The organism is Pedobacter metabolipauper, assembly GCF_004362715.1.
Lineage (GTDB): Bacteria > Bacteroidota > Bacteroidia > Sphingobacteriales > Sphingobacteriaceae > Pedobacter > Pedobacter metabolipauper.
Genome location: NZ_SNYC01000005.1, coordinates 829,515 through 844,571, shown reverse-complemented (window position 1 = coordinate 844,571; position 15,057 = coordinate 829,515). Strand labels below are relative to the sequence as shown.

Genomic DNA, 15,057 nt, shown 5'->3' with positions numbered 1-15,057 from the left:
TATTGGTTTTGGTTTAGGGCAAATGTATATTAAAATGGTAATCGTTATATTTAGTTAAGCGGGGTATTTGGTCCCGGAAATAATTATCCGGTCTGTTTATTTTTATTAAAAAATACACTGATGAAATAGATAACTATAAATCCAGCGAAGATGATCAATCCATTTATTGCGGCCTTCGGATCGTCACTGTAAATGCTCAGTGCGACAAATAAATAGGCAGCAATAAAAATAAGCGGTAATAAGGGGTATAAACGCATGCTGTAAATGGTCTTTTTATCTAGATCTGCAGTGCGTTTTCTTAAAAAAAAGAGCGTTGCGGCAGAGGTGGCCATGCCGATACAGTCTAAGAATATGGTGTAGTTTAAGATCTTTTCAAAGGTTTGTGCATAAAATAACGTAAACACTGCAATCACAGCAAAAACCGTTAAGCTCACATACATAACATCCGTTCTCTTACTGATCCGGGTAAATAAAGAAGGGAGTGCTTTTTCTTCGCCCATGGCATACATTGCCCTGGGATTGCTCAACAGGTTAACATTTACATACCCCAGAACGGACAGGTAAATGAGTCCGGAAAGTAAGGTAAAACCAGCCGGACCAAAGATCTTTCCGGCAAGTATTGCCGCAATGCTCTCTGCCGTTTTCAGCTGTTCAAATCCAATGACCCGAACATAAGCGTAGTTAATGGCCATATAAAGCGCAATGATAATGGCCAGCCCAATAATAATGGCACGCGGTACAACTTTGTTTGGATTCTTTGTTTCGCCGCCAAAATTGATGGTTTGCTGATAGCCGCCAAAGGTGAACGAAATGGCAATCAGGCAGATCCCCAAGGCTTTTCCATAGTCTGACCAGGCCGGAACTGCACCTGCAATCCCGGTTTCAAAAACAGGCGTCTGGCTCACAGCGGCAGGCCCGGCAAATACCGCCCCAATCAAGGTCAGTACCATCCCCATTTTAATAACAGACAATACATTCTGGGCCTTGGCACTAACCTTTAATCCCAGCAGGTTAACGATATAAAATAAAACAATGGTAATAGCGGCAATAATGATCCGGTAAAACTCGGTTTGCATGTCTAAAGGAAGAATCACCTTACTCAGGTACTCCGCACCAATAAGAGAAACGGCAGCTACAGAACCCGCATTAGAAACGATAATGATGCAGTTGATCGCAAATGCAATAGAAGGGTGGTAAAAGGCAGAGAATACTTTATAGTAGCCTCCGGTAACCGGAAAACGCGATCCAATCTCCGCATAGGTCAATGCACCGCAAAGGGCCACCAGACCGCCAATGATCCAGGCCAGGAAGAAAAGCTCCGGGATTTGTGCAGCGGAAGCTACCCGTACCGGCGTCTTGAAAATCCCCATTCCAATAACCAGGCTGATTACGATCATGGATAGGTCAAACAGGGAGAGCTGTTTCTTTGGAGCCATACCTAATAATTTATTCGATCAATATACATGAAAATGTGTATTTGTTGAAACTTTGTGGTTGATTAGATGGCTTATTCGATTAAATTTGTATTCTACTCACAAACAATCATGGCTGAACCTATTTATAACGACGACAGTATACGCTCCCTCGACTGGAAGGAACACATCCGGTTAAGACCCGGTATGTACATCGGTAAACTTGGAGATGGTTCAGCACATGATGACGGCATCTATGTTTTGCTGAAAGAGATCATGGACAACTCCATTGATGAGTTTGTGATGGGCTCCGGCAGATCCATTGATGTAACCGTTTCAGATTCAAAGGTTAATATCAGGGATTATGGCCGCGGTATCCCATTGGGTAAGGTAATTGATTGTGTGTCAAAGATCAATACCGGTGGTAAATACGACAGCAATGCATTTCAGAAATCAGTAGGTTTAAATGGGGTGGGTACAAAGGCGGTAAATGCATTGTCTGCCAATTTCGTTGTCCAGTCTTACCGCGACGGTAAAACAAAAAAAGTAGAATTCTCAAAAGGGGAGATCGTTATTGATCATCCGATTATTGATACCACGCAAAGAAACGGTACCGCAATAACCTTTTATCCGGATGAAAGCATTTTCAGAAACTACCACTATATTTCTGATTTTGTAGAAAGCATGATCTGGAACTATGTGTTCTTAAATACAGGTCTGACGGTAAATTATAACAATCAAAAATATCTTTCTGAACGTGGTCTGTATGACCTGCTAAATAAAGTGGCCGACGTGGAAAATATCCGGTATCCGATCATTCACCTAAAAGGGAATGACATTGAGATCGCGATGACGCATGGCCAGCAGTATGGCGAAGATTACCATTCCTTTGTTAACGGACAGCATACCACACAGGGCGGTACACACCAGGCAGCCTTCAGGGAAGCAGTGGTGAAAACAATCCGGGAGTTTTATAAAAAAGAATATGAAGCCTCAGATATCCGGTCTTCCATCATAGCGGCAATTTCTGTACGGGTTCAGGAACCTGTATTTGAATCGCAAACGAAGACCAAACTGGGATCTCAGAATATGGGGCCGGAAGGACCGTCTGTGCGGACCTTCATCAACGACTTTGTTAAAAAAGAACTGGATGATTACCTGCATAAACATACCGATGTAGCAGATGCATTACTAAAAAGGATCCTCCAGTCGGAACGTGAACGGAAGGACATTGCCGGAATTAAGAAACTGGCCAATGACCGTGCAAAGAAAGCATCCCTGCACAATAAGAAACTACGCGATTGTAAAGTGCATTTTAACAGTACACATGATAAGCGTTACGAAACTACACTATTCATTACCGAGGGGGATTCCGCATCCGGATCGATCACCAAATCCAGGGATGTAGACTGCCAGGCCGTATTCAGTTTAAAGGGTAAACCGCTAAACTGTTATGAGCTGACTAAAAAAGTGGTTTATGAAAATGAAGAATTCAATTTGCTTCAGCATGCCCTGAACATTGAAGACGGACTGGAAGGACTGCACTACAATAATATTGTGATTGCTACCGATGCCGATGTAGACGGCATGCACATCCGTTTGTTGATGATGACCTTCTTCCTGCAGTTTTTTCCGGATCTGGTACGTGCCGGTCACGTTTATATCCTGCAGACACCGTTGTTCCGCGTCCGCAATAAAAAAGAAACCATTTATTGCTATAGTGATGATGAACGTAAAAAGGCAATAGAGAAGCTGGGCAATAAACCAGAAATAACAAGGTTTAAAGGTCTTGGAGAGATCTCACCTGATGAGTTCGGCCTGTTCATCGGTAAAGATATCCGCTTAGATCCTGTGATCCTCAAAGATCAAACGATTAAGAATTTGCTGGAATATTATATGGGTAAAAATACACCAGACAGGCAACAGCACATCATCAGGAATCTCAGGGTAGAAAAGGATACCGTTGAAGAATTGATCTCAGCCACCGAAGATGCATCTACGATGGCTGTTGTTCATGATGTGGTTGATGAGGATGAGGATCTCGCAGAATCTGCTTAGATCTTTCCTTCAGGCAACTTGGTATCTTCCGGGTGCTGCGGCGGCAGTACATCCACTTTCTTTTCCACAACGATGATCTTGGTATGTACGGCATATTTGCTGGGTGCTATTCCATCATCGTATTTTTCGGCATAGGCCTGTGTAAATTCAGCGCCAAAATAAAGGATAACTGCGGTATAATAGATCCAGGTTAAAATAACAATGATGGAACTGGCTGCCCCGAAAGCTGATCCCGGATTTCCTTTTTCAATATAGATCCCGATCACATATTTACCGATACTAAACAGTACCGCAGTAAATAAAGCACCAATAACGGCCGGTTTCCATTTCAGGTCTACATCCGGCAGCACTTTAAATATAATCGCAAAGATGCAGGTTACCACAGCGAGGGTAATTACGTTGGTTAGGATCAGCATAAATAACTCGGAAACTTTCTCAATTCCGATCCGGTCAGAATAGCTGGCCAGTTTATCACCAACCCCGACTACAATACTGTTGATCACCAGTGAAACGAGAAGGAGGAACCCTAACGATGCAATAAGTGAGAAGGAGAGCAGCCGGTTGGTGAGGAATTTCTTCCAGCCCTTTTTAGGCACCGCCTTTACTTTCCATATCATGTTAATGCTATCCTGGATCTCGATGAAGATGGCCGTGGCACCTATGATCAATACGCCTACGCCAATGATCAGGCCCATTGTACTTTTGCCTTCCAGGTTAGACTTGTCTATAAAGGTTTTTAGCTGTTCCGTAGTCTCGCGGCCAAGCATACTCGTAATTTCTCCATTTTCGCCAAGCAGCTTATCCTGCGGATTCAATTTGTCTCCCAAAAATAAGCTTGCAGATGACATGATGATAATGATCAAAGGCGTTAATGAAAAGATGGTATAGTAGGCCAGCGAAGCACTGAGTTTCAATACCCGGTCTTCCATAAAACCTTTTCCGGCAGCAATGAATAAATGATAAATAGCAATAAAAAAGTTCTTCGTTTTAACAACTAGTTCCATAAGTATGATTAGAAAGGATACCCGATCCCGATGTTATAAATTAAATTATCTCTGCGCCATGTCTTGCTTCCAAAAGAAACCTGGTCAAACACCCAGCGCTGTCCTTCCGGCAGGTATGGTTTTCTGACCGGGAATGCAACATCAAGACGGATCACAAAAATGGTGGCATCTACCCGCAGTCCGGCACCGGTACCTACAGCAAGTTCACTCAGCACATTTTTTGCATTAAATTTAGAACCCGGTCTGTCCGGATCTTCCCGGCGCAGCCATACGTTACCGGCATCGGCAAATAAGGCACCATAAAGCACACTAACCAGCTTAAACCTCAATTCAGTATTCAGCATCAGCTTTACATCACCACCCTGATCGGCAAAGCGAACCGTGTCTGCTACTTTAAAGGTACCCGGACCCAATGACCGTGCTTTAAACGCCCGGATGTCGTTGCTTCCGCCTGCAAAGAACTGGCGTACAAAAGGAAGTGAAGAATCGTTACCATAAGCAAAACCATAGCCTACATTTAACCGGTTGGCCCAGGTTACGCCCCTGTTGACCTTAAAGTAATCCCTAAAGTCTGCTTCCAGGCGCACAAACTGGCTTAAAGGAACATCAAATATTGCTTTTTTACCTTCTTCATTCTTCGGTGCAAATAGCCCCCAAACGTTACCGCCCGTTTCTATGCTTCCGTTGAAATACATATTGTTGCGGCGCTGTGTTTCCATCTGGTCAGTATAGGTAAAGCTGTAATTGCTCCCAATAATGAATTGTTTCTGGAGGGTATACCTTAAGCCTGGAATTGAATCAAATAGATCTTCCTGATTTTTGTTTGGATCAATGATCGGTTGCACATAGTTAATGGAAATTGGATTAAACACATGCTCTTTGTACTGGTTTTCCTTAAAGCTGTATCCATATTCACCTTTAAAGGAGTTTAAGCTGTACAGCGATCCACGATTTAATAGCTGATAGGAAATAGAAGCAATTGTTTTCGGAATAAAGGCATTGGTAGACTCTGGTTTATAAAAAGGCACAATGAACCTGGGAAAGGTCAATTTACCTTCAGCCGTAAACGAATAGGAATTCAGGTTTTGTGATTTTCCGCTTACCTGGGTTTCAAAACCACCGCTGGCACTGACTTCTAATATTTCTGCTCCTCTGAATAAATTCCGGGTAGTTTGGGTCAGCTTCACTTCAGAACCCACAAAATTATTGGATTTACTGGTTCCCGTAACCCCAAAAGTAAGGGAGTTCTTTTTTAAAGGAGTCAAATAAATGTTCAGGTTCAGCTGGTTATTTTTAAAACTGTCTATTGGCAGGAACTCTGCTTTTACACTTTGAAAGGCACCGATGTTAACCATCCGGTTTAGGGATTGGTTATGGTCTTTCCGGTTATACAATTCATCTTTTTTAAAGAACACCAGGCGGTCAAATACCCTTGGTTTAAAAGTATTCCGGTTATCGTAGATGTTAAAATCATTGTACTGAACAGGCGGCAGTTTTCTCAACACACTATCCCTGCGCAAACTATAATTTGGATAAATGTTAATGTTCTTGATGGTGTATGGTTTTAAACCAGCATCCGGAGCAATATCTTTTACACGAACGCGGATGTTAACCAGGTTCTTGCCAATGGTACTGTCAACCTGTACAATCAGGTAATCCGGACTAAAGTAAAAATATCCGGATTCTTTTAAGTCATTGTCAATGCGGATCCGTTCATTCTTATAGTTTTCCAGATCGTAATACTCGCCTGCTTTTAATAAAGTTTCACCCTTATGCTGATTGATGATGCTGGCCAGGTTGCCGCTATCTGGCGGAAAGGTAATGCGGTTAATCTTGTACCGTTGTCCGGTATAGGCGGTATAGATGGCTTTTCCTTTTTTATTTTTAACCACGGTGTCACCGGTAACCACCGACTGTAAATAGCCCTGGCTAATCAGGTAGCTGGTGAGTACATCATTGTTGTATTTTAGTTTAACTTCACTCAGCAGAACCGGCGGCTCGCCAAGCTTGGTTCTTAACCAGTGTCTGAAACCCTTTGGTTTTGCTGGTTCTCCGGCCAGGTTATAAAAGAACAGCTTATATTTTATACCCAGAAAAGACTTATTTGGCTTTGGCCTGGTCTTATCCTCAAGGGTGCTTTTAACATATTTTTGATCGTCAATCCGTGCGGATGAGTCTGGATTAATCTTCACCTCAGCTCCGGTATATAAGATTTGTCCGGGTTTTAAACGCTTCGTTGTACTGCAAGCGGCTAAAAACAAGAACAAAAAGAGTAAGAAATGAGGCTTAATTGGATTTTTCATCTTTAGGTTTCTGTTCAATAGTTTCGTTATTAAGTATTCTGTTTTTCTTTTTACGGCTTTGGAAGATCTCCTTAAACTTATTATAGTCTACCACCAATGCAAAACCAAGTCCGGTTTCAATGATCTGCCCCTCAATTACCCCTTCATTCTGATTTCTGCGGTAAGCCCTTAAGCGGTACCTTCCATCGGCAGAGAGTGCATATTCAACATTGACGTTACCCGCAATATTGGTCGAGTTCTGGTTTTGTGTAGGAGGGCCTTCCAGTCCAAATGAGCTGCCAACAGTAACGGTTAACCGGTCGTTGAGAAGCTTTTTAGAAACACCAACTTCCAGGTCTGTTTTCTGTTCAAGCGATCCGGAAGAATAATCTTCAGAAGAGTTTACACCAAAGTTAAGCTCTACACCCTGGATCAGGTCAGACGCCAGGTTATTGAGTTGTTCAGTTAGCAATTTGCTGACACTGGACCTGGCAAGGGTTGAAACACCGCCACCACCACCGGCAAGACTTTGAAATGGATTTTCTGCAATAAAACGGTTTAGGGCCAGTAATGCAAACACCTGTTTGTTCAGTTCACTTTCATCCTGGTTTACCTGCTGTAAACGGGTATATACCTGTCCGCCCAATGCACCACGCTCATTTTCCGGCAAGTCTATGCGGAAGGAGATCTTCGGTTTCATCAGCTCATCTTTCATCATCAGGTAAACCTGGAATGGAAGCTTGGTCTTAGCATATACATTGTCTGCCGCATTCAGCAAATCAATAGGGGCTGCATTAACCTCATAAAGCGCAGTAAGGTCTACATTGGCAGACATCGGATCGCCGGTCCATACAATATAACTGCCTTTAACCAGTTTAAATTCTTTTTTACCAAGCGGACCAACAGACAGGTTATAAGAACCTTCAGAAATTTCATAACGGCCGGTTAAGCTGGTCTTACCGCTGGGATCCATGGTAGCGATCAGGTTGGCCTCGCCTTTAACGCGTAACGCATCTCCGTTTGCCGGATCTACAACCACATTCAGTTCCGCTTCCGGATCAATGGTTAAGTTCGCACTCAGGTTAATTCCTTTAATTGCTGCCTTGCTGATGCTGTCTCCATTTAATGCTTTCTGTCCATTATATGGTGCAGCATCCTCATCGATAAATTGTACAATACCTTCCTGATCAATTATGGAAGGGTCATCCACCGGCAGGGCAAAGAAGAACTTTGTGCCTTTTTCTACCTTGATGGTCATGTCTACAGCAGGTTGATTCAAGTCGCCGCGAACTTTAATATTGCTGGTCAGGTATACCGTTCCGTAGATCATATCATTATCCTGGGCTGTAGAATTCAGCGCCCTGAAATTATCAGTTTTAATGTCCATGTTAAACCTGAAGTTCGTGTAGTCAGTCGTTAACACACCACCGCCAATCGTCGCTTTACGTCCAAGGGAATCGAGTATGGTAAAGTTATTAAAGTTTATGCCCTGGTTGGTGAAGCTGATGGTTTCATTAGGCATCCTCAGGTACGAATTCACATAGGTAGCTGTAAATGCAGCCTGGTTAAACTTAATGTCACCCAATACCTTTGGTGCGGCAATAGCGCCTTTAACACTAAGCTGACCCGTAATGGTACCTGATCCACGTTTAATTTGTCCCATAGATAAACTTTCCAAAGCCTTTAAGTCGATCTTGTCAATGTTCAGGGTCAGATCCAGCGCATTCTCTGTATTGGTATAATAAAATCCGTTTACTCGCAGTTCATGAACACCAGTTAACGCGATATTGGTTTCAAATGCATTTGCTGTATTATTGTTTACAGCGATCCGTAAGGTACCCAGCTGGTCTTTCTCATAACGGAGCTGGTCAATGGTCAGGTTGGCTTCAAACTTCGGACTGCCCATTAAATCTTTAACATCTACAGCACCATTGATAGACCCGCCTACCAGGGCACTATCCTGTTCAGCAAACTTAGTCAGGGTCTCAATCCTGAAATCCTTAAACTCAACCTTTAGCGGAGAATTGGGCACGTTGTCTGAACTGTTAATGCGCAGCAGCTGACTTCCCTGACTGATGTTAAAGTTATTGGCAAGGATTCCCGATTGACCAAACTGGATAAAGTTTTCCGGTGCAACGGTCCATTTTTGATAGTCGAGTAATAATTTATTCGGATCCAGGCTAAACTGGAAATCTTTATTGATGGATTTAAACGTACCGCCAATCAAATACTTGTCCTTTAATTTACTGTCCCGTAAAAAGATGTTTAACCCCAGTATGTTGTTTACGGCCTGTCCGCTTATTTCAGAATTGTATAACGCAATAGAAGGACTTTGTACACCTTTGATCTGCAGTTTATAATTCAGCTGCTGATTGTTGTTGTTGATGTTTAGCCTGGTACTGTCTACCTTGTAATCACCATATACCACCTGCGGAAACGAAGCATTCATCAATAGACTATCCTTTTGGGTATCGATCAATCCGCTCATCCGGGCAGGAGAGAAGGTGGTTAATGAAGGAACAAAGTTCTTTAAGAATTTAGGGTTAAAGATGTGCACATTAAACCGGAACCGTTGATCAGGTATTTTGGTTACCTCACCAAACTGGTAATATTTATTGATCTGGTTGATCACGGCACTTCCTAGATTGGTCAGCTGGTATTTACCGTCTACCCTGGCTGTAATTACTTCAGATTTTAAAGTAAGCAGGTTGTGGCTTGCATCGGCCTCAGAATGGATGTCAATGGTATCCATATTGAACTTCTGACCTTCTTTTACCAGCTGCAGACTTCTGATGCTCACATCCCCGTTCAGGTAATCCGGATCAGCAGTCTGAATGTCTGCTGTAACGAGTCCGGCCAGCCTGAATTCAGTGGTACTAAAGTTTAGTTTCTGAAGATCTGCCTGGATTAGGTTGAGGTCGGCTTTTATAGCCGGGTATTTTCCAGCCATGTCTACAAAAGCAGTTAAGCTAAAGTTGGCATTGCTGTCTGCCATATTACTTTTTAAATTTAGCTTTTGTTTGGAATAGGTTCCGCTAAGGAACAGGTTCCGGTAGGTATATTTATTGTAATATGCACTGATCAGCTGCGCATTTACTTTTGCCGTAGCCGTTTTCATATCCAGGCCGGTACCATTGACGGTAGCTTTTGCTGTGATCCGTCCCAATACAGTATCCATTTTCAACAAGCGGCCAACGTTAAAATTGTTCAGGCTGATGTTGGCGGTATAATGCTCTTTTCCCTTAGGGCCATTCATGTTTGCCAGAAGTTTGGCAGAGCCCATATCTGTATTGATATTAAAGCCGGTATTAAAATTGGTCATCGACCCTTTAAATTTACCATTGGCAGATATGTAGTTTGGAAGCTGAATGCTTGCCGGAAGTGCATTTTTAGGAATGACCACTAAAAGGTCCTGTTTTGTTAAGGCGAACTTTTTAATGTTCAGGTCAAGTACGGTCTTTTCCACATCGGGCAAACCTTTTACCGTTCCGCTTACATCAATCGATGTGCTTTTAAGGCCATTGATCTGAAGTCTTGGAATGCTCAGGTTATTCATATACCCGTTGACCACTGCATTTACACGGATTTTTTCATTTCGGTAATTTGCGGGTACAGCATCACTGAAATAGGTCGCATCCTTCAATCCAATGGTCGTGTTTTTGAGCACTACCGCCATCTTAACACGCTCCGGATGCTTAGTCAGGTCTTCAAGGGATGTATAGGTCAGGTCCGTATTGTTCTCAATGGTCGTATTGGGTGTTCTCGCTTTAAAGTTGGCTACTTTAATGGCTTTATCAGAATAGGCAACATCACCCTGCAAACTGTTCAGCTGAAAGCCGCTCTTCTCTTTAAAGGAGCCTTCCTTTACGTTGATTTTTATGCCGGCATCGCTATAGGCAATTGATTCTGCCAGCAAACTCAGGCTATTGATCTTTAAATGATTAAAGTCCATACCTTTAACCGGTTTGGTGCCGTTGTTGTCAAATTGAATGTTGTTTTCTGACAAACTTAATTTGCCAAGCAGCAGAGATAGCGGTGCCGAAGGTGCAACGGAATCTTTTACTGTTTCTTTAGCATTACTGCCTTTAACAGCTTTTACAGGTTTTAGCTGAAATACAACGTCTGACTTATTCAGTACTGCATTATCCAATTTATAATTGCCTTTATTTACATCAGCGATCACCCTGGTCAGCGAAAATTCCCGAAGGTTTACCTTTGCACTATTGGCTGCTGAATTAAAATTGACTTTGGTGTCGTTGATCTTACCATCATCCACCTTATAGTTGCCGTTGGTAAGGTCTACAAATAGTTTTTCCAGGGTAAGTTTACTCAGATCTACATCTGCATTCATGCCGGAGACCTGGTCGTCAAAATTGATCTTAATGTTGTTAAAAGCAAAGTCGTTGATCTCTACCAAAGGTAACTTTCCGGTCCCGGTCTTTGCGGTATCAATGCTGTTTTCCAGGTGGGCCTGTAAAACGGTTAATGGTTTTTTCTGCAGGTATTTTACAGCGGTATTGTTAAGCGCTATGGTTTTGATCACATAGTGCTGATTGGCCATGTCAAAGTCTTTCACATTGGCTTTAAATTCTCCGAGGTTCAGGGCCATTGCATTTCCGGCCACATCATCACGGTAAACAATGCCGATATCCTCGAAATTGATCTTGTCAATGGAAAACTTTAAGGTTGAAGTGGTATCTTTTTCTACTTCTGCTTCCGGTTTTGTCTGTTCAGACATGAATGCGTCCACTAAAAAGGAAAAATTAAATGCAGTGTCCGGATCAATACGGGTAACATTCGCCCTGATCTTTTTTAAGGTGATGTTGTTAATTTCTACTTTATTGCTGAGCAGTTTGAGCAGGCTAATGTCAACAGAAAGTTTTTCTGCATAGAGCAGTGTATCACCTTTTCTATCTTCAATGTAGAATTTGTTCAGGACAACATCCTTTGGAAGTGCAATTTTTATGCTTTCCAGACGTACTTCTGTCTTGGTTTTGTTCTTTAAATATCCAATGGCCTTATCTTTTACAAAATTTTGAACAGCAGGAATATTGAGTGAAATGGCCAATAAAACAACCAGAATAATCACACTTGCGATTATCCAGAGCACAATTTTGAGACTTTTGCGTATATATTTATTCAATTGTAATAATTTGAGAATTTATATCGCTTGATTATAACCAAAATCATGCCATGCGCGGTGAATTATATTTAAGAACTGTTAAAAACTTCTGTTCATAAAATTTGCATTAAGCCTTATATTTACAAAATCCAATCTTTTTTTGATGAGCGACGAAATAGAAAACAACATAAGCGAAGAAAGTACACATCATGTGATCCCAATAAATGGCCTTTATGAAAACTGGTTCCTTGATTATGCGTCCTATGTAATTCTCGATCGCGCAGTTCCGCACATCAACGATGGTTTAAAACCGGTTCAGCGACGGATCATGCATTCCTTAAAAGAAATGGATGACGGACGCTTTAATAAGGCAGCGAATGTAATTGGAAATACAATGAAGTATCACCCGCATGGGGATGCCTCTATTGGGGATGCGATGGTTCAAATCGGACAGAAAGACCTGCTGATCGATTGCCAGGGTAACTGGGGAGATCCAATTACCGGAGACAGCTCTGCCGCTGCCCGTTACATCGAAGCCCGTCTTTCTAAATTTGCAAACGACGTGGTATTTAACCCGGACACCACCGTTTGGCAGCTGAGTTATGATGGCCGGAACAATGAGCCGATCACCTTACCCGTTAAATTCCCGTTATTGCTTGCACAGGGAGCAGAGGGTATTGCGGTAGGTTTGGCTACTAAAGTGATGCCCCATAATTTCCTGGAACTTTTAGATGCTTCCATAGAAATTTTAAAAGGCAACCGCTCCAATATATTACCTGATTTCTTTACCGGCGGAATGGCCGATTTCTCGGCATACAATGAAGGGATGCGCGGAGGTAAGATCAGGGTGCGCGCAAAAATTACGGAGAAAGATAAAAAGACACTGGTCATTACCGAGATCCCTTACAGCACCACAACCGGTTCTGTAATCGATAGTGTACTTTCTGCCAATGATAAAGGAAAGATCAAGATCAAGAAGATTGAAGACAATACCGCACAGCATGTAGAGATTGTCATTCATCTGGCTCCGGGAATCTCTCCGGATGTAACCATAGATGCCTTGTATGCATTCACCTCCTGCGAGGTTTCCATTTCTCCAAATACCTGTGTAATTAAAGATGATAAGCCCCAGTTTTTAGGGGTTAATGACATCCTCAATCAAAATACGCTGCATACCAAATCCTTGTTGAAGCAGGAACTGGAGATCAGGCTTCATGAACTTCAGGAGAAGATCTTCTTCAGCTCATTGCTGAAGATCTTTATCCAGGAAGGGATGTATAAGAACGCAGAATATGAAAATTCGAATAACTTTGACATGGTGGTTGAAGTGTTGAACCGGTTATTCGCACCATTTATGCCCCAGCTTTACCGGGAGATCCTGCCGGAAGATTTTAAAAAGCTGATCGATAAACCGATGAGCAGCATTACGCGCTTTGACGTGAAAAAGGCCGATGAACACATGAAATCACTGGCAGATGAGATCAAGGTGGTTAAAAATCATTTGCGCCACCTCACCGATTACGCCATTGCCTGGTTCCAGAAACTTCGCGATAAATATGGCAAGGGAAGGGAACGGAAGACAGAGATCCGCCTGTTCGACCGGGTTGAAGCTTCTAAGGTTGCCCTGGCAAATGTCAAATTATACCTGAACCGTGAAGATGGTTTTATTGGAACAGGATTGCGGAAGGATGAGTTTGTGGCCGACTGCTCCGATCTGGATGAGATCATCGTATTCCGGGAAGACGGAAAATGTATCATTACGAAAGTTGCCGATAAGACATTCGTTGGTAAAGGGATCCTGCATGCGCAGATCTTTAAAAAGAACGATGAACGTACGGTTTACAATTTAATTTATAAAGATGGGGCCAGCGGTGTTTCCTATGTGAAACGTTTTGCCGTAGTTGGCGTAACGCGTGACAAAGAGTACGACCTGACCAAGGGAAGCAAGGGTTCTAAGATCTTATATTTTACCGCAAACCCAAATGGGGAAGCCGAGGTCATTACGGTGCAGCTTAAGCCGCATACCAAGCTGAAGAAATTACAGTTTGACCTGGATTATGCAGAGATCGCGATCAAGGGCCGTGGTTCTCAGGGTAACATTGTATCCAAGTATCCGATTAAAAAGATATTGTTTAAAAGCAAGGGCATCTCAACGCTTTCCGGATTAAAGATCTGGTACGACGAGTTGCTGAGACGCCTGAATGTAGACGGCAGGGGAAAATACCTGGGTGAATTTGATGGAGATGATAAAATTCTGCAGGTTCATAAAGAGGGCTGGTATGAACTCAGTACGTTTGAGTTGAGCAATCACTTTGACGCGGATCTTATCCTGATCCAGAAGTTTGATCCTGAAAAGCCTTTTACCGTAGTGCAGTTTGAAGGCAAGGCCAAGAATTACTTTGTTAAACGGTTTGTATTTGAACCCATAGCGGTAGGAAGAAAAGGAAACCTGATCAGTGAAGAAACAGGCTCTAAATTTATTTACCTGACGAGTAATCCTGCCGCTGTATTAACGGTTGATGTGCTGAAAGGAAAAACACAGATCCCTGAAACCGTGGAGGTGTTGCTGACAGAATTCATCGATGTAAAAGGCATCAAGGCAAATGGGAACCGGCTTTCACAACACGAGGTGAAAAATATTTCAATCTCCAATCATGAAGAGCAGGAGGCTGTAATTGAAGAGGCGAAAGTTCCTGTACAAGCTGCCGACGAAGATGATGCTGAGCAAGGTGAAACGGTTGGAGCAGAAGATGCAGTGAATGAAGGTGCATTGGACGATGACAGTACTGATAATCCGATAATTCAGGATCAGGAGGATCAGGATTCCGAACTGCTGCAAAGCGATAAAGCACCTGATGTTTCCGTTACTGAGCCAAAGGAATTGCCCAAAGTAACAGAATCACCTAAAGTAAAAGAAACATCTAAAATAACACCAGTTGCTTCTGATGAGGGTACAGCTGCAGCGGAGCCGGCTCCGGTTGTTAAAAAGGAACCAGATCAAAAAACTGCAGAAACGCCAGCGGTGCCTGCTGAAATAAAGGCCGGTGTAAAGGCTAAAAAAGCATGGGGTACGCCAGATAAACCTGAGGCTAAGCCAGTGAAGAAAATAGATCTGGAGATCACGAACCCGGATGATTTGGATATCGACGATACGGGGCAGACTAAACTGTTTTAAAACA

The 15,057-nt window shown here is 42.7% G+C and carries 6 protein-coding genes; 2 read left to right on the top strand and 4 right to left on the bottom strand.

What is annotated here, in order from left to right; all coding sequences use genetic code 11:
- Positions 1–83: 83 nt before the first annotated feature.
- Entirely contained in the window at positions 84–1,436 is a 1,353-nt protein-coding gene (locus ATK78_RS15995; RefSeq protein ID WP_133577112.1) for an APC family permease, read from the bottom strand.
- Between the two features lie 108 nt (positions 1,437–1,544).
- Between ATK78_RS15995 and ATK78_RS15990 the strand changes: the two genes are divergently transcribed.
- Positions 1,545–3,470 (top strand): DNA topoisomerase IV subunit B, encoded by a 1,926-nt coding sequence (locus ATK78_RS15990; protein WP_133577111.1) that lies wholly within the window; start codon positions 1,545–1,547, stop codon positions 3,468–3,470.
- Here ATK78_RS15990 and ATK78_RS15985 read toward each other — a convergent pair.
- The 3 genes from ATK78_RS15985 to ATK78_RS15975 are packed head-to-tail and all read right to left on the bottom strand — an operon-like array spanning position 3,467 to position 11,866.
- Positions 3,467–4,474 (bottom strand): YihY/virulence factor BrkB family protein, encoded by a 1,008-nt coding sequence (locus ATK78_RS15985; protein WP_133577110.1) that lies wholly within the window; start codon positions 4,472–4,474, stop codon positions 3,467–3,469. The two genes, ATK78_RS15990 and ATK78_RS15985, sit on opposite strands and share 4 nt — an antisense overlap.
- Before the next feature lie 8 nt (positions 4,475–4,482).
- Positions 4,483–6,777 (bottom strand): translocation and assembly module lipoprotein TamL, encoded by a 2,295-nt coding sequence (gene tamL / locus ATK78_RS15980; RefSeq protein WP_133577109.1) that lies wholly within the window; start codon positions 6,775–6,777, stop codon positions 4,483–4,485.
- Positions 6,761–11,866 carry a translocation/assembly module TamB domain-containing protein gene (locus tag ATK78_RS15975; RefSeq protein ID WP_243732553.1) on the bottom strand — a complete coding sequence of 1,702 codons (5,106 nt, stop codon included), beginning with the start codon at positions 11,864–11,866 and terminating at the stop codon, positions 6,761–6,763. The genes tamL and ATK78_RS15975 overlap by 17 nt, the downstream gene beginning before the upstream one ends.
- A gap of 175 nt (positions 11,867–12,041) precedes the next feature.
- Here ATK78_RS15975 and ATK78_RS15970 point away from each other — a divergent pair, with 175 nt between their 5' ends.
- On the top strand, positions 12,042–15,053 hold the full coding sequence (locus ATK78_RS15970) for a DNA gyrase/topoisomerase IV subunit A (RefSeq protein WP_133577107.1): 3,012 nt from the start codon (positions 12,042–12,044) through the stop codon (positions 15,051–15,053).
- The last annotated feature ends 4 nt before the right edge of the window (positions 15,054–15,057 follow it).

What these genes read in the sequence shown, in the direction of transcription:
- ATK78_RS15995 (WP_133577112.1), bottom strand. Translation starts at nt 1,436, where the DNA reads ATGGCTCCAAAGAAACAGCTCTCCCTGTTTGACCTATCCATGATCGTA.
- ATK78_RS15990 (WP_133577111.1), top strand. Translation starts at nt 1,545, where the DNA reads ATGGCTGAACCTATTTATAACGACGACAGTATACGCTCCCTCGACTGG.
- ATK78_RS15985 (WP_133577110.1), bottom strand. Translation starts at nt 4,474, where the DNA reads ATGGAACTAGTTGTTAAAACGAAGAACTTTTTTATTGCTATTTATCAT.
- ATK78_RS15970 (WP_133577107.1), top strand. Translation starts at nt 12,042, where the DNA reads ATGAGCGACGAAATAGAAAACAACATAAGCGAAGAAAGTACACATCAT.
- tamL (WP_133577109.1), bottom strand. Translation starts at nt 6,777, where the DNA reads ATGAAAAATCCAATTAAGCCTCATTTCTTACTCTTTTTGTTCTTGTTT.